The 19,471-nt window shown below is 66.7% G+C and carries 17 protein-coding genes; 7 read left to right on the forward strand and 10 right to left on the reverse strand.

The window, feature by feature from the left end:
- Positions 1 to 13: 13 nt before the first annotated feature.
- Together B7G54_RS00770 and B7G54_RS00775 are read right to left on the reverse strand one after the other, a co-directional pair.
- Positions 14 to 772 carry an SDR family oxidoreductase gene (locus B7G54_RS00770; RefSeq protein ID WP_085037305.1) on the reverse strand — a complete coding sequence of 253 codons (759 nt, stop codon included), beginning with the start codon at positions 770 to 772 and terminating at the stop codon, positions 14 to 16.
- Between the two features lie 140 nt (positions 773 to 912).
- Positions 913 to 1,857, reverse strand: a complete 945-nt coding sequence (locus B7G54_RS00775; RefSeq protein ID WP_085037306.1) for a LysR family transcriptional regulator — start codon at positions 1,855 to 1,857, stop codon at positions 913 to 915.
- A 166-nt stretch (positions 1,858 to 2,023) separates the two neighbouring features.
- On the opposite strand from B7G54_RS00775, the gene B7G54_RS00780 reads away from it, so the two are divergent.
- Positions 2,024 to 3,238 carry an FAD-dependent monooxygenase gene (locus B7G54_RS00780; RefSeq protein WP_085037307.1) on the forward strand — a complete coding sequence of 405 codons (1,215 nt, stop codon included), beginning with the start codon at positions 2,024 to 2,026 and terminating at the stop codon, positions 3,236 to 3,238.
- Positions 3,239 to 3,382: 144 nt separating this feature from the next.
- Here the strand turns inward: B7G54_RS00780 and B7G54_RS00785 are convergent, their stop codons facing one another.
- Positions 3,383 to 4,318: an alpha/beta hydrolase gene (locus B7G54_RS00785; RefSeq protein WP_085037308.1), complete on the reverse strand. Its 936-nt coding sequence runs from the start codon at positions 4,316 to 4,318 to the stop codon at positions 3,383 to 3,385.
- 61 nt (positions 4,319 to 4,379) lie between these two features.
- On the reverse strand, positions 4,380 to 5,477 hold the full coding sequence (locus B7G54_RS00790) for an OpgC domain-containing protein (protein WP_085037920.1): 1,098 nt from the start codon (positions 5,475 to 5,477) through the stop codon (positions 4,380 to 4,382).
- Between the two features lie 381 nt (positions 5,478 to 5,858).
- On the opposite strand from B7G54_RS00790, the gene B7G54_RS00800 reads away from it, so the two are divergent.
- Positions 5,859 to 7,013, forward strand: coding sequence for a porin (locus tag B7G54_RS00800; RefSeq protein ID WP_085037309.1), 1,155 nt, complete (start codon positions 5,859 to 5,861; stop codon positions 7,011 to 7,013).
- A 38-nt stretch (positions 7,014 to 7,051) separates the two neighbouring features.
- Here B7G54_RS00800 and B7G54_RS00805 read toward each other — a convergent pair whose 3' ends face one another.
- The gene (locus B7G54_RS00805) at positions 7,052 to 7,963 is read right to left on the reverse strand and encodes a LysR family transcriptional regulator (RefSeq protein ID WP_085037310.1); all 912 of its coding nucleotides are present in this window, start codon (positions 7,961 to 7,963) and stop codon (positions 7,052 to 7,054) included.
- Positions 7,964 to 8,102: 139 nt separating this feature from the next.
- Here B7G54_RS00805 and B7G54_RS00810 point away from each other — a divergent pair, with 139 nt between their 5' ends.
- Both B7G54_RS00810 and B7G54_RS00815 read left to right on the forward strand, forming a co-directional pair.
- Positions 8,103 to 9,119 (forward strand): aldo/keto reductase, encoded by a 1,017-nt coding sequence (locus B7G54_RS00810; RefSeq protein ID WP_085037311.1) that lies wholly within the window; start codon positions 8,103 to 8,105, stop codon positions 9,117 to 9,119.
- 280 nt (positions 9,120 to 9,399) lie between these two features.
- Positions 9,400 to 10,140, forward strand: a complete 741-nt coding sequence (locus B7G54_RS00815) for a sulfite exporter TauE/SafE family protein (protein ID WP_175130430.1) — start codon at positions 9,400 to 9,402, stop codon at positions 10,138 to 10,140.
- A gap of 105 nt (positions 10,141 to 10,245) precedes the next feature.
- On the opposite strand, the gene B7G54_RS00820 is transcribed toward B7G54_RS00815, so the two are convergent.
- Entirely contained in the window at positions 10,246 to 12,414 is a 2,169-nt protein-coding gene (locus tag B7G54_RS00820) for a hypothetical protein (protein WP_085037313.1), read from the reverse strand.
- A 482-nt stretch (positions 12,415 to 12,896) separates the two neighbouring features.
- Complete coding sequence (locus B7G54_RS00825; protein ID WP_085037314.1) at positions 12,897 to 13,793, reverse strand: LysR family transcriptional regulator; 897 nt, start codon at positions 13,791 to 13,793, stop codon at positions 12,897 to 12,899.
- Between the two features lie 534 nt (positions 13,794 to 14,327).
- Here B7G54_RS00825 and B7G54_RS00830 point away from each other — a divergent pair.
- From B7G54_RS00830 to B7G54_RS00840, 3 genes are all read left to right on the forward strand, one after another.
- Entirely contained in the window at positions 14,328 to 15,188 is an 861-nt protein-coding gene (locus B7G54_RS00830) for a peptidoglycan DD-metalloendopeptidase family protein (RefSeq protein ID WP_085037315.1), read from the forward strand.
- A gap of 209 nt (positions 15,189 to 15,397) precedes the next feature.
- Positions 15,398 to 16,297, forward strand: a complete 900-nt coding sequence (gene bla, locus B7G54_RS00835) for a class A beta-lactamase (RefSeq protein WP_085037316.1) — start codon at positions 15,398 to 15,400, stop codon at positions 16,295 to 16,297.
- Positions 16,298 to 16,403: 106 nt separating this feature from the next.
- On the forward strand, positions 16,404 to 17,276 hold the full coding sequence (locus tag B7G54_RS00840) for a LysR substrate-binding domain-containing protein (protein ID WP_085037317.1): 873 nt from the start codon (positions 16,404 to 16,406) through the stop codon (positions 17,274 to 17,276).
- 55 nt (positions 17,277 to 17,331) lie between these two features.
- Here the strand turns inward: B7G54_RS00840 and B7G54_RS00845 are convergent, their stop codons facing one another.
- From B7G54_RS00845 to B7G54_RS00855, 3 genes are all read right to left on the reverse strand, one after another.
- Positions 17,332 to 17,667, reverse strand: coding sequence for a type 1 fimbrial protein (locus B7G54_RS00845; protein ID WP_085037318.1), 336 nt, complete (start codon positions 17,665 to 17,667; stop codon positions 17,332 to 17,334).
- A gap of 379 nt (positions 17,668 to 18,046) precedes the next feature.
- Complete coding sequence (locus B7G54_RS00850; protein WP_057924918.1) at positions 18,047 to 18,301, reverse strand: GlsB/YeaQ/YmgE family stress response membrane protein; 255 nt, start codon at positions 18,299 to 18,301, stop codon at positions 18,047 to 18,049.
- Positions 18,302 to 18,463: 162 nt separating this feature from the next.
- On the reverse strand, positions 18,464 to 19,471 hold the full coding sequence (locus B7G54_RS00855; protein WP_085037319.1) for a fimbrial protein: 1,008 nt from the start codon (positions 19,469 to 19,471) through the stop codon (positions 18,464 to 18,466).

Genomic DNA, 19,471 nt, shown 5'->3' on the forward strand with positions numbered 1-19,471 from the left:
CGGCCGAACTGTCTTATCCCCGGCCGACGAACGGCATGGCCGTCGCCATGATCGTCATGTTCAGGATGTTCGTGTCCAGCGGCAGGTTCGCCATCTGGACGATCGCGTTCGCGACATGCGTGACGTCCATGCGCGCCTCGGGCGCGAGGCTGCCGTCGGCTTGCGGGACACCTTGCGTCATCCGTTCCGTGAGCGACGTCGCTGCGTTGCCGATGTCGATCTGGCCGCACGCGATGTTGTACCGGCGGCCGTCGAGCGCCAGCGACTTGGTGATCCCGGTTACCGCATGCTTGGTGGCCGTGTACGCGATCGTATCGGGGCGCGGCGCATGTGCCGAGATCGAGCCGTTGTTGATGATCCGGCCGCCCTGCGGCGTTTGCGCTTTCATCAGGCGCCATGCGGCCCGCGCACACAGAAAGACGCCGGTCAGGTTCGTTGCGACGACGCTGTTCCACAGATCGAATGCGTATTCGTCGAGGGAGACCGGAGGCGCGTTGCGGCCGGCATTGTTGAACAGCACGTCGAGCCGGCCGAACTGCTGCGCGATCTGCGCAAACGCGTGGTCCACCGATGCTTCGTCGGTGACGTCCGCAGGAAATACGTGCGCGTCGCCGTGGGCGGCGCGGATCGCCTCCTGCGTTTCGCGCAGCGATTCCTCCGTGCGTCCGAGCAGTGCGACGGTGAATCCCGCCTGGGCGAGCGCGATGGCCGCTGCGCGACCGATGCCGGATCCGGCGCCTGTGACGGCTGCGAATTGCTTCGAGACAGACATGGCTTGATTTCCTGCGGGTTGAATGACGGGTGAGGCTGCGGATGAACGATGACCTTGCCACTTCGGCAATGTAGTCGAAATGCGCAGCGCACATGTTCAACCGTCATCGTAAAGCAGGTTCGATTGCGCGATGACCTGGACTACTTCTTCCGGCCGGGTGCGCTCTTCCGTGCCCGCGTGCCCGTCTCGGCAAACAGATCGACCACCACGTCGCGCAGCCACCGGTTCCCCTCGTCCTGATTGACCCGCGTATGCCAGAGCATGTGAATGGGCGCGCCGGGCAGCGTGACGGGCAGCGCGCGCCAGCCCAGCGAAAACGGTGCGGCGAGCTGCTGCGCGAGATGCTCGGGCACCGTCGCGATCAGGTCGGTGCGCTGCAGGATGTAGCCCACACTCATGAAATGCGGCACCGTGAGCCGCACCTGGCGCGTCACGCGGCGGCGCTTCAGCCATTCGTCCACCTGCCCGTGACCGGTGCCGGCCGACACCACGACCAGGTGCTCGGCATTGCGCCACGTGTCGACCGTCAGCGGTGCCTCCTCGAGCGGATGCCCGCGCCGGAACAGGCATACATAGCGCTGATCGAACAGCCGGCGCTGATAGAAGCCGCCCTTGAGCTGCGGCAGCAGGCCGATCGCGAGATCGACGCGGCCGTCGGCCATCTCGTCGCCGAGGTTGACGCTCGTGTTGCGCACGGTATTGAGTGCAATGCCCGGCGCCGCTTGCGACAGGTGTTCGAGCAGTGCGGGCAGGAACACGACTTCGCCGATGTCGGTCATGCCGATCGTCAGCGTGCGCGCGGCGCGCAGCGGATCGAAACCGGTCTCCGGGTTCAACGCGGCATGCAGCGTCGCGAGCGCGTGCGACACGGGTTCCGCCAGGCGCAGCGCGAACGGCGTCGGCACCACGCCGCCAGGCCCGCGCACGAACAGCGGATCGCCGAGCCGGCGGCGCAGCTTCGCGAGCGCGTTGCTCACGCCCGGCTGGCTCATGTTCATCTGCTCGGCGACGCTCGACACGCGCCGTTCCTGCATCAGCCGCTGGAAAAGCAGCAGCAGGTTGAGGTCGATATCGCTCAGTTCCATGGGTTTCGCCTTGCCGGGTTCATTGCATCCAGTGATGATGCAGATTCATTTCATTTTATTGCGGGATGAAAGTCGGCTCCTGAAAATACCGTTACGGCACATGCAATCGACATGACCGCTGCGCAAGCCGCAGACCCCACATCGGAATATCGGAGACACCTTCATCATGCAGACGAACCTGAAGATTGCGATCGTCGGCGCCGGGATCGGCGGCCTGACGCTCGCGCTCGCCTTGCGCGAGCACGGCATCGACGCGCAGCTCTACGAACAGACGGAGGTGTTGCGCGAAGTCGGCGCGGCCGTGGCGCTGTCGGCCAATGCGACGCGCTTCTACGAACGCATGGGATTGCGTGAGGCCTTCGACGCGGTGTGCGCGGACATCCCGGGGCTCGTCTATCGCGACGGCCGCAGCGGCGCGGTGATCGGCCATCATCGCGGCGCCCCGGACTATCGCCGGCAATTCGGCGGCGCATACTGGGGCGTGCATCGCGCGGACCTGCAGGCCGTGCTGTCGAAGACGGTCGGCCTCGAATGCATCCATTTCGGCCATCGGCTGACCGATCTCGCGCAGCACGCCGATCGCGTCACGCTGGCGTTCGACAACGGCGTGCGCGTCGACGCCGACCTCGTGATCGGCGCGGACGGTGCGCGCTCGATCACGCGGCGCTGGATGCTCGGCTACGACGATGCGCTGTATTCGGGCTGTTCGGGTTTTCGCGGCGTGGTGCCGGCCGCGCGGCTGAGCCTGTTGCACGATCCCGAAACGCTTCAGTACTGGATCGGGCCGCACGGGCACCTGCTGCACTATCCGATCGGCGACAACGGCGACCAGAATTTCCTGCTGGTCGAGCGTCATCCGTCACCGTGGCCGTCGCGCGACTGGGTGATGCCGTCGGAAGAGGGCGAGCAGCTGCGCGCATTCAGGGACTGGCATCCGGCGGTGGTGCAGATGATCACCGCCGTGCCGATCAGCCAGCGCTGGGGGCTGTTCCATCGGCCGCCGCTCGGCCGCTGGAGCCGCGGGCGCGTGACGCTGATCGGCGACGCCGCGCATGCGCTGGTGCCGCACCACGGGCAGGGCGCGAATCAGTCGATCGAGGATGCGGTGGTGCTGGCTGCGCAGCTCGCGCAGGCCGGGCCGGGCAACTGGCGCGAAGCGCAGGAAGCGTACGAGCGGCTGCGCCGCGGCCGCACGCGCAAGGTGCAGTATGCGTCGATCTCCGTGGCCGATGTGCTGCACCTGCCTGACGGGCCGGCCGCGCAGGCACGCAATGCACGTCTTGCCGAGCGCGACAGCGTGCTGCATCACCTGGACTGGATTCACGATTTCGACGCGCTGGCCGGGGAGCCGAGCGAACGGCAGGGCGGCACGTGGCTTTGAGCCCGCCGCCTGAGCTGGCCGCTTGAGCCGGCCATCAGGCGCGCAGGGGATGGCGTGCGCAGGGCATGACACGGGTCGACGGCCTGCGACCTGCCGGTCAGCGGCCGACCTGACGAAAACGGGCGGGGCAACACCCGCCCGCCGTCACTTCACGCATTCGAGCGCGTACTTCAACCCCTGCCCGAGCAGCCCGCGCCATACGTCCCACGTATGTCCGCCATCGACGATGCGCAGTTCTGCCGGGTTCTGCGCCCGGCGCAGGTGCGTGTACAGCACGCTCGATTCGGCCTGGATGGTCAGGTCGTCGTCGCCGGCCGCGATGAACATCGGGATCCGCCAGCTGCGCGCGAAATAGCCGCGCATCAGTGCCGGGTAGTTGAGTTCGTGCCACACGCGCGGGTCGAACTGCCGGTCGCCGAACACGCCGACGTAGCGCGCGGCGGAATTGAGCGGCGGCTCGTTCGCATAGATCGCGGGGCTCAGCAGCATCGCGCCGCAGAACAGGCCGGGTTCGAGCAGCGAGAAGCGCAGCGCGCCGAAGCCGCCCATCGACACGCCGCCGATCGCGCGGCCCGCGCGCTGGTTCGACACCGCGAAGTGCGCTTCGACTTCGGGCAGCAGGTCGTTGAGGAACGCGCTCTGCATCTTCTCCTTGCGGTCGACGTACCAGTCGGTGCCGCCCTGCGGCATCACGATCACGACAGGCGGGATCTCGCGATGCTCGATCAGCGTGTCGGCGGTGGCCTGCAGGCGGCCCTGCGTGACCCAGTCGTTCGCGTTGCCGGCATTGCCGTGCAGCAGGTACATCACCGGGTAGCGCGCGCCTTCCGGGTTGTAGCCGGGCGGCAGGTAGACCGTGTACGACCAGTCGCGCTTCAGCGACGCCGACCGGAACGTGCGCAGCACGACGCTGCTGCCCGGATTGAGCGCAGGTTCCTGGGCGGCCGACGGGGTCGTCGCGGTCTGGGCGGCCGGCGGCGGTGGCGCGGGCGATACCGCCGGTGCGGGCGGCGTGGCGCGGGCGGTGGCGATGGAGCCGGCGATCAGGGCGATGGCGAACGGAAGGGCGAGTCGGCGCATGTCGAATCGTTTCAGGAGAGGCGCCGGCTATCGTAGCAGCGGCGCATGACGGCGCGGCGCGTCATCGCCGCGAACGGAACGGCAGCCGCGCGACGAGCGGCCCGTAGAGTTTCGCGACGAGATACAGCAGGCCCATCGCGACGACGTCGGCGGTCAGGCCGAGCTTCACGTCGAGATAGCCTTCGGTCGCCTGGTAAAGCAGCGAATCGACCGCGAGCGAGATGCCGGTGCCCGCGACGAAGCACAGTAGCCCCTGCCGGCCGATCGTGCCGATCCACGGCATCGCGTGCGCGACCTTCTTCATCCAGCCGAGGTGGACGAGCTTGGCCGCGAGCCATGCGATCGCGAGGAAGTTCGCAAGCCGCAGCGCGCCGAGGTTCTGCTTGATCGACGGATCGGTCGGGAACGGCTCGATGCGCAGCCGGTAGTACGCGCCGGCCGCGACGACTGCGAGCGAGACGGCCGTCAGCAGCCAGCCCTGCGGCTTGGGCGCGAGCGTCTGGTAGACGGGCTGGCAGCGCGCGATCACGCCGAGCACGAACAGGAACTGCCATGCGAACGGATTGAAGTCCCACGGCGCACCTTCGACGGTCGGCAAAAAGTGCGCGACGTGCGGCGACGCGTACCACAGCGACCCGCTGAACGCGAGCAGCAGCCACGGCTGCGTGCGCGCGAGCGGCAGCGTGAGCGGGACGAGCAGCGCGAAGAACGCATACATCGGCAGCACCGACGCGAGGTACGGCTGGCGGCGGAACAGCAGGATGTCGCGCAGCGCGGCGAGCGGCTTGTGGAGCAGGCCGTCGAGGTCGTTGGTCGGCATGTTCGGGCCGTCGATCGCGAACGCGTTCAGCGCAGCCGTGATCAGCAGCATCAGGCCGGCCGTCACGAGGAATGCGCGGTAGATCTCGAACGCGCGCCGGATGAAGCGCTGGCGCGCGGCGGCTTCGTCGTGCCGCTCGGCGAGCGAGTTGTAGGCGATCGCGGTGGCGAAGCCGCCGAGGAACACGAAGACCTCGGCCGCGTCGCACAGCGCGTACGCATGCAGCGTCACGCGCGACAGGATGCTGCCGCCGATGTGGTCGACGACGATGACGAGCAGCACGAGGCCGCGGAAGAAATCAAGCTCGGCGTAGCGGCCGGCCCGGGCCGGTGCGGTCATCGGACCGCCTCCCGGCGCGGGCCGCGTGCGCGGCCGGCACGCGCCGCGCATGAATCGGGGTGAAGCATGACTTCGTGAAGAAATGACGAACGGATGCGCATTGTGCCACCGATGCGGTGCATGCCGGGTTTACTCGGATGGCGGGCGCGCATGCCGCTGCCGATAAGCCGGGTCAGGCGGTCTGCGCAACGGGGCAGTTGGACGAGCGCAACGTTTTGTGCAGGGTTCAACGACCCCGATGGACGGACGGTTTGCGACGTGACACCATTTTGTCCTCACGCGGCCGCACACCGCGTCGTCCGCCCTGCGGGCCACACATACAACAGACCAGACATTCGCCGGGTGCTCGACCTGCCCGGCCCCCGGCTCCGGAGATCCGTCATGAAGAAGCACGTCATTTTTGCCGCCGCGCTGGCCGCTTTCGCCGCGCCGGTCTTCGCCCAGAACAGCGTGACGCTGTACGGTGTGATCGATGAAGGCTTCAATTACACGAACAACGTGAACGTCAATGGGGTCGGAAAGTCGAATTACCAGCTCGCGAGCGGCTATGCGCAGGGCAGCCGCTGGGGCCTGAAGGGCAGCGAGGATCTCGGCGGCGGGCTGAAGGCGATCTTCACGCTGGAAAACGGTTTTGACGTGAACAACGGCCGGCTCGGCCAGGGCGGCCGCATGTTCGGCCGCCAGGCGTTCGTCGGGCTGAGCGCGCCGCGCTTTGGCACGCTGACCTTCGGCCGCCAGTACGATTCCGTCGTCGACTATCTCGCGCCGCTCACGGCCAACGGCAACTGGGGCGGCACGCTGTTCTCGCATCCGTTCGACAACGACAACACGGACAACTCGTTCCGCGTCAACAACACGGTCAAGTATGCGAGCGCCGACTGGAACGGCCTGACGTTCGGCGGCACGTACAGCTTCAGCAACAGCACCGGCTTCTCGAACAACCGTCAGTACAGCCTCGGCGCGCAGTACTCGCTGGCCGGGCTGCAGGTTGCGGCGGCGTACCTGCAGGCGAACAACCCGGGCGTCGGCAGCGCAGGCGCGATCTCGGCCGACGATGCGAACTTCGTCGCCGACCGCCTGCGGATCTTCGGCGGCGGCGTCAACTACACGTTCGGCCCGGCCACGGTCGGCTTCGTCTACACGAAGACCGACGTGAAGAACCCGGTGTCGACCGTCTACCTGCCGGCTTCGACGTTCGCCGGTCTCGGGCTGACCGCGACGAAGTTCCAGAACTTCGAGATCAACGGCAAGTACCAGCTCACGCCCGATTTCTATCTCGGCGCGCAATACGTGTACACGGACGGCAAGTTCGATGCCGCGGCCGGGTCGTTCAAGCCGAAATACCACACGGTCGGCCTGATGGCCGACTACAGCCTGTCGAAGCGCACCGACGTCTACCTGCAGGGCGCATGGCAGAAGGTGGCCGGCGACAAGACCGGTACGGCGGCTGACGGCGGCTACGTGGTCGGCACGGACGGCCCGTCGGCGTCGTCGAACCAGTTCGCGGTGCGTGCCGCGATCCGCCACAAGTTCTGATCGGGCGGCGCCGGGGCCGAGTGCTCCGGCGCCTGCCGTCACTCCCCCCGGGGCGTGGCGCCGAGCGTGTCCGCGAGCCAGTCGACGAAGATCCGCACGCGCGGCGCGAGATGCCGGCCGGTCGGAAATACCACCAACACGGGCAGCGGCTCGGCATTCCATTCCGGCAGCACCTCGACCAGCGAGCCGTCGGCGAGCAGCGGCCCGAGCCCTTCGCGCGGTGCCTGGATCAGCCCGAGGCCCGCAAGACAGCACGCGAGATACGCCTGTGAGCTGTTGACCGACACGACGCTGCGCATCTTGACCGCGTGCAGTTCGCCCGAATCCATGTCCGCATATTCCCAGTCCAGCTCGCGGCCCGTGCGGCTCGAGAAATAGCCGACCGCGACGTGGTCCGGCAGCTCGTCCGGCGAGCGCGGCGTGCCGTGCCGCTCGAGATACGCGGGCGCCGCGCAGTTGATCTGCGCCAGTTCGCCGATGCGCCGCGCGACGAGCGACGTGTCGGACATCGCGCCCACCCGCACCGCGCAGTCGATGCCGTCGGCAACGAGATCGACGAAGCGGTCGGTCGTGCCGATCACGACGCGCAGGTCGGGGTAGCGCGCGTGGAAACCCGGTAGCGCCGGAATCACCTGGTTCAGCGCGAAGCGCTCGGGCAGGTCGACGCGGATCGCGCCGCGCGGCGTCGTGCCGGCGTCCTCGAACAGCGTTTCCGCATCGTCCAGATCGGCCAGCAACCGCACGCAGCGCTCGTAATAGGTCGCGCCTTCGGCCGTCAGCGCGACGCGCCGCGTCGTGCGCTGCAGCAGGCGGATCTTCAGGTGCTTTTCCAGATACTGGACGGCGTTGCTGACCGTCGGGCGCGGCAGTTGCAGCTGCTCGGCTGCTTTCGTGAAGCTGCCGAGATGGGCGACGCGCGCGAAGATGCGCATTGCTTGCAGATGATCCATGCGGGGCGAGGGCGTGGGTGGAGGGGAGCAGGCTCCATTGTTAATCAGCGTCGAATGGTTTGGTTGAGTGTTTCGCGTTTATCGCGCGTCGCGATGCGTCCAGAATCCGCCTGTTCATTCATCACTCAAGGAAACTGGCATGGATACGCGTGAACTGGGCCGTACGGGCCCGCGGGTGTCGGCACTCGCGCTCGGCTGCATGGGGATGTCGGACTTCTACGGGCCGGCCGACCGCGATGAAAGCATCGCGACCTTGCACGCCGCCCTCGACAACGGCATCACGATGCTCGACACCGGCGATTTCTACGGCATGGGCGACAACGAGATGCTGATCCGCGAAGCGCTGCGGGGCCGGGCACGCGACCAGGTGCTGATCAGCGTGAAATTCGGCGCGCTGCGCGATCCGGCCGGCGGGTTTGCCGGCTACGACGCGCGGCCGGTGGCGATCCGCAACTTCGTCGCGTACTCGCTGAAACGGCTCGGCACCGACTATATCGACATCTACCGGCCGGCGCGCGTCGATCCGGCGGTGCCGATCGAGGAGACGATCGGCGCGATCGCCGATCTCGTGAAGGCCGGGTACGTGCGCCATATCGGCCTGTCGGAAGCTGGCGTCGACACGATCCGCCGCGCGGCCGCGGTCGCACCGATCTCCGACCTGCAGATCGAATATTCGCTGCTGTCGCGCGGCATCGAGGCCGGGATCCTGCCTGCGTGCCGCGAACTCGGGATCGGCGTGACGGCCTACGGCGTGCTGTCGCGCGGGCTGCTTGGCGGGGGCTGGAGCACGGCGCGGCAGGGCGAGCGCGATTTTCGCGCGGCGAGCCCGCGCTTCCAGGGCGAGAACCTCGCGCACAACCTCGCACTCGTCGACGCGCTGCGCGCCATTGCCGACGAGAAGGGCAGCAATCCGGCGCAGGTCGCGATCGCATGGGTGCTGTCGCGCGGCGGCGATATCGTGCCGCTGATCGGCGCGCGCAAGCGCACGCAGCTTCACGACGCGTTGCAAGCCGCTAAAATGCAACTAACGGTCAATGATATCGCTCGCATCGAAGCGGCGGTTCCCGCCGGGGCGGCTGCCGGTGAGCGTTATCCGGCCGCACAGATGGTGCACCTCGACAGCGAGCAGGGGCGGGGGGCATCTCACGGGGACTGATCGGTGGATCGGTGTTTGTTCCGGAAGGGGCCCTGTATTCGGCTCGGATTCGGGTGCCGGGGCGGGATTCGGCAACACGGATGGCGGTGCGTGGTCCGGCCCCGTCAACCTTGACGCCGGCGGCGCGTTTTTCGCCGGCCCGCGGCGCGCCTGCACATCGGCAAAATCGCACCGCCAGCTCCGCCCGGCAAGCCCTAGCCAGCCTCAGGCAAAGCCAGATGGCGGGCGGCGCGATCGGGGTTCACCATCGGCGCTTACTCAACCGGACGGAATGCCTTCCATGCACATTCACACGCTGACGATCATCGCGGTGGTTTTTCTGCTGGCCGGCGCGGTCAAGGGCATGATCGGACTCGGGCTGCCGACGATCGCGATGGGGCTGCTGACGCTCGCGATGCCGCCGTCGGCCGCCGCAAGCCTGTTGCTCGTGCCGTCATTCATCACCAATGTGTGGCAGTTGTGGCTCGGCCCGTCGTTCGGGCCGCTGCTGCGCCGGCTGTGGCCGCTGCTCGCCGGCCTGACGATCGGCACGCTGACGGGCGGGCTGCCCACGCTCGCGGCCGGCAGCACCTGGACGCATGCGGCGCTCGGCGTGGTGCTGATTCTCTACGGGCTGTGGGGGCTGGCCGCCGCGCGGCTGCCGGCGCCGGGCCGCCATGAAAAGTGGCTGTCGGCCGTGGTCGGCTACCTGACGGGGGTCGTGACGGCCGCGACCGGCGTGTTCGTCGTGCCGGCCGTGCCGTACCTGCAGGCGCTGCGGCTGTCGAAAGACGACCTGATCCAGGCGCTCGGGCTGTCGTTCACCGCATCGACGATCGTGCTCGGCATGCAGTTGCGCGTGACGGGTGCGCTGGAGACGGTCGATCTCGGCGTGTCGGCGCTCGCGCTCGTGCCGGCGCTGGCGGGCATGGCCGGTGGCCAATATGCGCGGCGCGTGATGAGCGAGAAGGCGTTCAAGCGCTGCTTCTTCGTCGGGCTGATCGCACTTGGCGCGTATATGGCAGCTTCGGGGTGGCTGTGAGCGGGTATCGCCGACGGGCGTGATGCCCGCTGTCCGTGACGATCCCGAAGCCGGTTTCAACGGCAATCGGTTTCGGGAGCGTTCACCGGACGCGGGTCACACCGTTCAGGCCGGATCGGCGTACTTCAGGGTCCACCCGAACGTGCGGGTCGCGCTCGCGCCGAGTGCGAACGGCTTCGTCGTGCACGCGAAGTTCGAATGCAACTGGCCGATCGGTGTCGTCGACAGCGGATTCGTCGTGCCGTTCGCCGTGTCGAAGGCGGACAGCGCGCAGTTGTCGAACCCGGACGCCGTATAGCCGGTCGCGGCACTGTTCGCGTACGTCACCGACACGCCGTCGCCGTTGGCCTGCGTCGACGCGAAATCCGCGAACGACGTGAAGTCCGTCTCGACCGACAGGTTGCCGGTGAGCGTGCCCGTGCTCAGCGTGTCACTGCGTGCGACCGAGCCGTGCGCGAACGTCAGCACCGTATGCACCTGCAGGTCGAGATCCGTCGTGTACGCCGCGTTCTTCGAGGCGAGCCGGAACTTCGCGGTATCGAACGACACGATCACCTGGCCGTTGCTTTGCTGGACGTTCAGGTTCTTGTAGTACGTGACGGGAATGTAGGTCTTCCCGTTGTACGACACCTGCGGCACCAGCAGCGCGTAGCCGAGATCCGTCGTGCCATAGATCAGCTTGTCGGAGAACGGCACCGGGTAGTACGGCGTGTACGAGTTGTAGTCGGGCGCCTGGCTGAGGTTCAGGTTGATCACGCGCCGGCCGTCGCGCACGGTGAGCAGTGCCGCACTGTACGGATGCGCGGTGTCGCCTGGCTGGTTGTACCAGGTGAGCGTGTAGCGCGGCAGCGCGTCGAGCCACGCGCCGTAGTCCGCATCGGCCATCGGCGCCTTGCCGCCGAAGCCGAGCTTGTTCCACCACGCGTTCACGTACAGGTACTGGTGCAGCAGGCTGAAGTTCTCGCCCATCACGCGCGGCTTGCCGCGATACGCGTCCGTGCCGCGGCCCTTGACCCACATGTTCACCGAAGGTGTAGGCAGCGACGGGTCGTACCAGTACGTGTCGAACCGATGCGCGGCCTGGTAGATGAACGCATACGCAACCTGCTTCTCCTGGTCGGTCAGCACACCGGCATTGGCCGCGGCCGTCAGCACTTCCATGAACGCCGAATCGCCATACGGGCCGATCGAGCGGCCGTAGTTGAAGCCCTGGCCGTTCGCGTTCAGTTGCGGCAGGATCAGGTCGACCGACTTGCGCAGGTATCCCTTCAGTTCGGGCGTGAGGTTCGCTTCGTTGCCCATCTCGAACGTGCGCTCGGTCACTTCGCCGATCAGCAGCGTGCTGTAGCGGTCGAAGCGCGCCTGGTCGTAGTAGGTCGTGTGCGTGTTCGACGCTTCGTCCGAGAACCCGCCCGACGAGTCGTTGCGGATATGGTTCGTGAGCGTGTACAGCAGCGCGTCGCGCGCACCCATCGTCGCGACTGACGGATCGGTCTTCGAGGCAAACGACGGGCTGCTCCAGCCGAGCTTCTGGCGCAGCCCGGCAATTCCGTAGGACACCGCATAGTAGTTCTGCGCGGTGTTGAGCGACGCGATGTCGATCGGCGTGCCGGCCGCGGGGCACGTATTCGTCTTGCCGCTCGCATCGGGGCCGAACATGTCGCAGAAGGTGAGGCGCTGCTGCAGCGTCGCGAGTATCGCGTCGCTGAAGACTTCGTTGAGCATCCCGTGCGCCTTCAGGTTGTTCAGCGCGACGAGGTAGTAGTACTCGCCCCACGACGTATTCGCATACGTGTAGTTGCTGCCCGACTGCGCCATCATCGCGGTCGTGATCGTCTGGTACGTCGCCAGGTAGCTGGCGTACTGCGGATCGTTCTTCGACTTCATGTCGATCAGGATGTACGACAGGCCGAGCGCGAGCTTGCCCGGCAGGAATTTGTCGCCGGTGTTCGTGTCGAGCACGTGGACCGGCGTGCCGTCGCCGAGATCCATCACGACCTGCGTGAAGTCGGGCGATTTCCGGATCAGGTCGAACAGCGCGCGCATCTGGCCCATCATCGTGACCGGAACGTTCGTGCCGGCCGGCACGCTGGTGTCGGGCGCGCCGTAGACGAGCGCCTGCAGCGAGTTCGACGCGAGCGACGGGGTCGTGGACGGGGGCGGCGACGATGGCGGCGGGGTGTCGGTCACGTCGTTGCCGCCGCATGCGCTGACGAACAGGACGGAAAGGGCGCTGAGCGCGGCGCCGAGCGCGAATCTGCTGCGCGGATGCATTGTGTCTCCAGTTTTGAATAGTGATGAAGGACGGGCGGGTGTGGCCGTTGCCGCGCTCGATGCCCGTACCTGGCCGCCGCCTTGCAACCCTGATCCCTGAAGGCAAACGGCCTGAATTACCAATCGAGCGGGCAAGCGTTCTCCCTGCACGGGCCGTCACCGGCGTCGCGCGGATACAATGGAAAACGTTTTCCAAATTTAGGCAGCGATCGACGTGATGTCAATGAACTTTCACGCCTGGCGCGCCCGGAGAAACCCGGATAGTGGGAAGCCGGGAGTAGAGGTCGAGATCGGAATGTCGCTTAAATTAGCGGAATTTCTTCCGGATGAGACTGGGTGGAGCGTGGGAGGTCGATGCGGAAGCGGAGATCAGAAGGGTTGTCCGGCGATGAACGCTCGCCGGACTTCTTGAGAAAACGTTATCCATAAGGATCGACGTGAATCGGGCCGTGCATCGCGGTATCGGCCGCGAATGGCGCGCGTTACCGCAGCGTGGCTTCGCCGGACAGGAACGCGACGAACTCCCGCGTGTACTTCGGCAGCGCGTCGAACGACCGCGCGCACAGCTTCAGCCGACGGTGGCTCCACGGATCGGACAGCTCGACGAGTCGCACGTCCATCGTCTGCATCGCGCGCTCGGCCGCGTGGCGCGACACGATGCCGATGCCCACGCCGCTGGCAATCACGCGGCAGATCGCATCGAAGCTCTTCAGTTGCACGCGATAGCGGATCCGCTTGCCGAGCGCACGTGCCTGGTCGGCGAGATGCACCTGCAGTGCGCTACCGTCGGTGAGGCCGATGAAGTCGGCATCGGCGATCGTGTCGAACGCGACCTTGTCTTGCGACGCGAGCGGATGCGCGGCCGGCACGACGACGATCAGCCAGTCCTCGCGGAACGGCTTCTGTTCGAGCCCGCCGAGCCCGACCGAATCGGCGACGATGCCGACCTCGGCCGTCTTGTTGCGGATCGCATGCACGATCTCCTGGCTTGAGCGCTCCTCGACGCTGATCGACAGCTTCGGATGATGCGGCAGGTAGTCGGCCAGCGCGTCGGGCAGGTATTCGCTCAGCGACGCCGTGTTGCACAGCAGCCGGATATGCCCGCGCAGCCCCTGGCCGTATTGCTGCAGTTCGCCGCGCATGTGGTCGATCTGCTGCAGCACGGTGCGCGCGTGGTGTTCGAGCGCGCGGCCCGCATCGGTTGCCTGCGCGCCCGACTTGGTCCGGTGCAGCAGCGGTACGCCGAGTTCGTCCTCCATGCCGCGGATGCGTTCGCTCGCGGCCTGCAGCGTGATGTGGGTCCGCTCGGCGCCGCTCGTGATCGTGCCGGCCTCGCAGATGTTCAGGAAGAGCCGCAGGTCGGTCAGGTCGAAGCGCATGATGGGTGGGGGCGATCGTGTTGGAATGGCCGATAAGTTAGCAGGGAAGCGCGGCAGCGGTCTCAGGCGCAGCCTGAGACCCGATTCGCCGGTTCCGTATTTTCGGGGCGCGATCGATGGCGGATCATGGCCGCACATCAACCGGGGAGCCTGTCATGCAGATCGATTCGTCGTGGGGCGTGTCGTTCAAGATCGCGCTGCACGTATTGTTCCTGTGCATCGGCATTGCGTGGGCCTGTTCCGAACTCGCCGGATGGTTGCGCTGAACGTCGCGGCGGGCGCGCGCCGCAGCGGGCGGCTGTCGCCGCCTCTTGGCTATCAAAATAAATATGCCATAGTTTTTTGAAACGAAAATTCTTCCGTTTTCACGCAAAAAGACCATCAAGTTTTTCCGGATCGGACCGTATTACCGGTAGCGAATGCCGGCCGGCATCCGTTCGTGATCGTTTGTCATCATTGTTTGCATCCGGTTACACGTCGGCCGTTCCGTTTTTGAGATGCTTGAAAGATTGTCAAACCGGAGTCGGATCGTCCATGAAAACGCGCGAGATTTACCGCAACGCGGCGTGGCTGCCGGGCCTGGCCGCCGTGCTCGTCATGGCCGGTTGTGCAAGCACGCAGTCCGTTCCGCCGAGCGACACGCAGGCGGGACAGTCGTCGCCGTCGAGCCCGCCCGCCGCTGCGCCGTCGGCCGCCACCCCGCCGCCGGCGCCGATTCTCGTCGCGCAGAAATACGTCGTGAAGCGCGGCGACACACTGACGGGCATCGCGTCCGCGAACGGTTGCAGCATTGCCGACCTGCGCACCTGGAACAAGCTGGACGCGAACGGCAGGCTGCGCATGGGGCAGGTGCTGCGCATCGTCAAGCAGCAGTCGTTGCCGCCGCCGGGCGCGGCCGGCACGCAGGTGGCCGCATCGCCGGCCGCGAGCAATGGCGCAGTGGGTAACCCGGCAACCGTGCAGACCGCCGCGTCGAGCGCGAGCGACCGGCAGGTCGTCAAGGAAACGAAGCGGCATGCAGGCGGCGTCGCGCTCAAGTGGCCCGCGAGCGGCAAGATCGTCGACGGGTTCCGGCCGGGGCAGAACCGCGGCATCCAGATCGCCGGCCGGCCCGGCGACCCGGTCCGCGCGGCGGCCGACGGCCGCGTGATGTACGCAGGCACCGGCCTGAACGATTACGGCAGCCTGATCATCGTCCAGCACAATGCGGATTTCCTGACCGCCTATGCGCATAACCGCAAGCTGCTCGTGAGGACGGGCGACATCGTGCGCCAGGGCGACGAGATCGCCGAAATGGGCGACCTCGACAACTCGCGTGTCGCGCTGCTGTTCGAGGTGCGGCGCGACGGCAAGCCGGTCAATCCGATGCCGTACCTGCCTTCGTCACAAGGGTGACGCGGGGCCGTTTCGCTGGAACGTGGCGGCGGTCGCTGCTACGCTAGGGTCTGTTCATGCGAGTCCCGCGCTTCGCGGGGCCGACGGTCGTCTTTCGGGGATGCGCGGCGAATGACGTCGCGGGCCAGCCGTCGGCGTGACAGGGCGCGCTTCGCCGATGCGCGCCGCGTTGCTTCGTGCCACCGTTTCCGACAGAACACACCTCATCCATGGAACACTCTCCGACACGCCGCTCGCTGTTGCTTGCCGCCGTTGCCGCGCCGTTCGTCGCCGCGTGCTCGTCCGCACCGGTCGCCGACCAGGGGCGCGCCCACGCCGCCCAGGCCGAATTGACCGCGCTCGAGAAGGCTTCGAATGGCCGGCTCGGCGTCGACGCGCTCGATACGTCGAACGGCGTGCGCATCGCGCACCATGCGCGCGAGCGCTTCCCGCTGTGCGGCACGTATGCGGTCGTCGCGGCCGCCGCAATGCTCGCGCGCGGCTCGCTCGACGCGTCGCTGCTGCCGCGTCGCATCCTGTACCGCCGCTATGAAGTCGTGTCGGGCTCGCCGATTACGGAAAGCCACGTCGACACGGGCATGACGATCGAGCAGCTGTGCGTGGCGATGCTGCAGTCGGGCGACAAGGGCGCCGGCAACCTGCTGATGGGCGTGCTCGGCGGCCCGCAGGCCGTCACGTCGTTCGCGCGCGAGAGCGGCGATACGTTCTTCCGCCTCGATCACTGGGAACCCGAGCTGAACAACGCGGCGCCCGGCGACGAACGCGACACGTCGACGCCGGTCGCGATGGTCGACACGCTGCAGCGGCTGCTGCTCGGCAACACGCTGCAGGCACCGCAGCGTGCGCAACTGACGGAGTGGATGGTCGGCGGCGCGCGCGGCGCGACCGGTATCGCGGCGGGCGTGCCGCCCGGCTGGCGCATCGCGGACAAGGCCGGCACGGGCGGTTACGGCACGACGACCGACGTCGCGGTACTGTGGCCGCCGTCGCGCGCGCCGATCGTGATGGCCGTGTCGTTCACGCAGCCGCAGGCCGCTGCGGCTGCCCGCGCGGACGTCGTTGCGTCGGCGGCGCGCATCGTGGCGGGTGCGCTCACCGCGACGGCCTGAGCGTTCCGCGCCTCGCGCAAAACCGGCGTTTGGCTTATCGTGTCGGACAGCGCGCGCCGGTGTCGGCGCGCGATTCTTCCGCGCCGTTTTTCCGTTTGCCTTCTCCATGCGCCGACTTCCACCCCTGCATGCGCTGCAGATCTTCTCGACAGTGGCTCGCCACCGCAGCTTCACGCGCGCGGCCGAGCAGCTGTGCATCACGCAGGGCGCGGTGAGCCGGCAGATCCAGACGCTCGAGGCGCATTATGGTTTTCCGCTGTTCAAGCGGCATGCGAAGGGCCTCACGCTGACGGCGGAAGGCGAGCAGTTGCTGCCGGTCGTCAACGAGAGCTTCGCGCGGATCGAAGATATTTCGATGAAGCTCACGCGGCAGCGCACCGATCTCGCGCTGAAGGTGCCGACCTGCGTGATGCGCTGGATGCTGCCGCGCATCATGCGCTTCCAGGGCGAGCATCCCGATCTCCATGTGCAGATCACGACCGCCTGGCAGCACGTCGTCGATTTCTCGACCGAGCCGTTCGATGCGGCGATCGTCTACGGCACGTCGCCGGGCGCAGGCGTGTTCGCGCTGCCGCTGTTCGACGAGCGGTTGACGCCCGTATGCGCGCCCGAATTGCGGCAAACGTCGCCGCTCGACGCGGTTGGCGATCTTGCGCGTCATACGTTGCTGCATCCGACCCGCGACCATCGCGACTGGCGCGCCTGGCTCGATCATGCGGGCGAGCGCGGCGTCGATCCCGCGCGCGGGCCGACGTTCGACACGCTCGATCTCGCCACGAATGCGGCGATGCAGGGCTTCGGCGTCGCGATCGGCGACGTGACGCTCGTCGACGACGACGTCAGCGCGCGCCGGCTCGAACGGCCGTTCGACATCGTGCTCGAAACGGGCGCGCGCTACTTCTTCGTCTATCCCGAGAACATCGGCAACCAGCAGAAGATCCGCGCGTTCAGCGACTGGATCGCGCGGCATCGCGACTGACCGGCGAAGCGCGTACGTGCGCCGAACCCGTCGGGGGCCACGCCGGCGGACGGTTTTACTGGTAAGTGACGACGGCGATCATCGGTGCCTGATTGTTGCCCGGACGGTTCGGTAAAACGATTGCGCGCGAAGCCTGAGTAAAGGTCGTGGTCTTGACGGCCTGCTGGCTCGCTGCGTCGACGAACGCGATCTGTCCGGTCGCGGGGCGCGGGCAGTCGGCTCGCACGCGTGCGGGTGCGGCGTCGGGCGTATCGAGCGCGAACGAGCAAGGCGGCTCGACGATCATGCCGGAGAAGTGGATGATGCCGGACGCGCCGGCGGCGAAGGACGAGGACATGCCCAGAAGCGAGGCAGCCAGGACGAACGAGGCGGCGAACAGGCGATGCTTCATGACAGGCTCCAGAGAGGAAGCGCGTCGCAGCGGGGCCGCTCGGGTGGCAGTCCGTCAACGCTGCGATGCTAAGTGCGTAAACGGCAAGTCCATCTGTTCTCTTGAATGAAAAATCGCAAATTTTGGATATACGCAAATGACGCAGCATTGCTGAATTCAATGTATGCCGGATTTGCGAGATAGCAAGTTCGGGTAATGCCGGTGTAGTAAGCTCGACGGAAGTACGTTTGTCCAACGCCGGCCGTCACGGCAAGTCGTTGTGGGATCAACGAATTGGTGAATGGATGAAGCGATGCACGGGTGAATTGCCATGCACCAAAAGAAAACGGCCGCTCGTGAATGAGCGGCCGTTTTTGCATGGAGCGCTGTGACGGCGCGATCAGCCCGCGCGCTTGCGCACCGCGCCGACGATCACGAGCAGCACGATCGCGCCGATGATCGATGCGATCCAGCCTGCGCCCTGGCCCGGCGCATACCAGCCGGCCGCGCGGCCGACGTAACCTGCGACGAGCGAGCCGACGACGCCGAGCACGACGGTCATCAGGATGCCCATTTTGTCGTCGCCGGGCTTGAGCGCGCGGGCGAGGAGGCCGACGATGAGCCCGACGACCAGGGTTTCGATGAATTGCAGCATGAACGCCTCCCTATTGCTGTTGAGTTGTTGACGAAAGGAGATGGACTCTCCCGGCGCACCGGGGTTCCCCGTGGAGTCTAACCGGGGCGGGGTGCCGAGTATCGCACGCCGCCCGCGTCGAGCGGATGTCAGGGCCGCCGCCGCGGCGTATCGTTCATTGGTTCATTGGTAGTCGAGCAGAACCTGCGCCGCCGCATGGACCGAACCGCCGCCGACCTTCGCGCCGGTCTGCAGGTAGGACGCACGGAGCCGAATCGACGGCGATCCGCCGGTGGCCGGGTTGTAGCCCGTCACCGTGTGCGACTTCCCGAGCGGCAGAGGCTGGCCGGTCGCGGCGTCGGCGATCTGGATGCCGATGCCGCTGGCCGTGGCATCCGGGCGCAATTGCATCCCGCCGGGCGTGCCGGTGACGACGTCGTCCAGCGGCGCCAGTTGATAGCCGATCCGGTTGTAGCCGGCCGGGCAGTTGTTCAACTGCACCTGGAAATCCGTCGCGCCGGCGGTCGAACCGACGCCGTTGAATACGCGATGCTGCACGGGCGGCAGCGTGACGGTCTGGTCGGGAATCGAGCACGTTCCGTTGATGAAGTTGACCTTGGCGGCGAGGAAGACCGAGGACGAGGCGCCGAGGATGCCGGACTTGTAATTGACGATGTAATACCCGTTGAAGGAACCCGAATTGAGAGACCCGTCCCGCGGTTGGCGAGTGTCGCGAAACAATTGCACCTCCAGTGTATTGCGCAGTGTTTCTGCCGTCGTCGAGACTGCCACCTTGCCGTCGATCAGCATCCGTGTCGACAGGCCGGACACGTTGGTCTCGAGGTCGGGGCCGTTGGTGCCGCCCCACACGCTGCCCTTTGCGTACATCAGAACGCTCGTAATCTGGCAGGTGCTCGCGCCGCAAACGTCCTGCGGCGTGAAGTAATGACGCGAGACGACCGTACCGGTCACGGCGTTCGCGGGACTGGAAATGGTTTGTTGTCCGAACGCATAGAGGTAGGCCGCGGCCGCATCGGTCGAGCATGCGACGCATGCGAGCAGAAGCGACGACGCGACCGCAATCGGGCGAAACAGGAGGCGGGCAATGCAGCGACGTGCGTCGCGCATGCGCACCATGCCAGCCGGGATCGTGGCTCGGGTCAACGCGGACGATGGGCGAAAGTGGGACAT

The organism is Burkholderia puraquae, assembly GCF_002099195.1.
Taxonomy (GTDB): Bacteria; Pseudomonadota; Gammaproteobacteria; order Burkholderiales; family Burkholderiaceae; genus Burkholderia; species Burkholderia puraquae.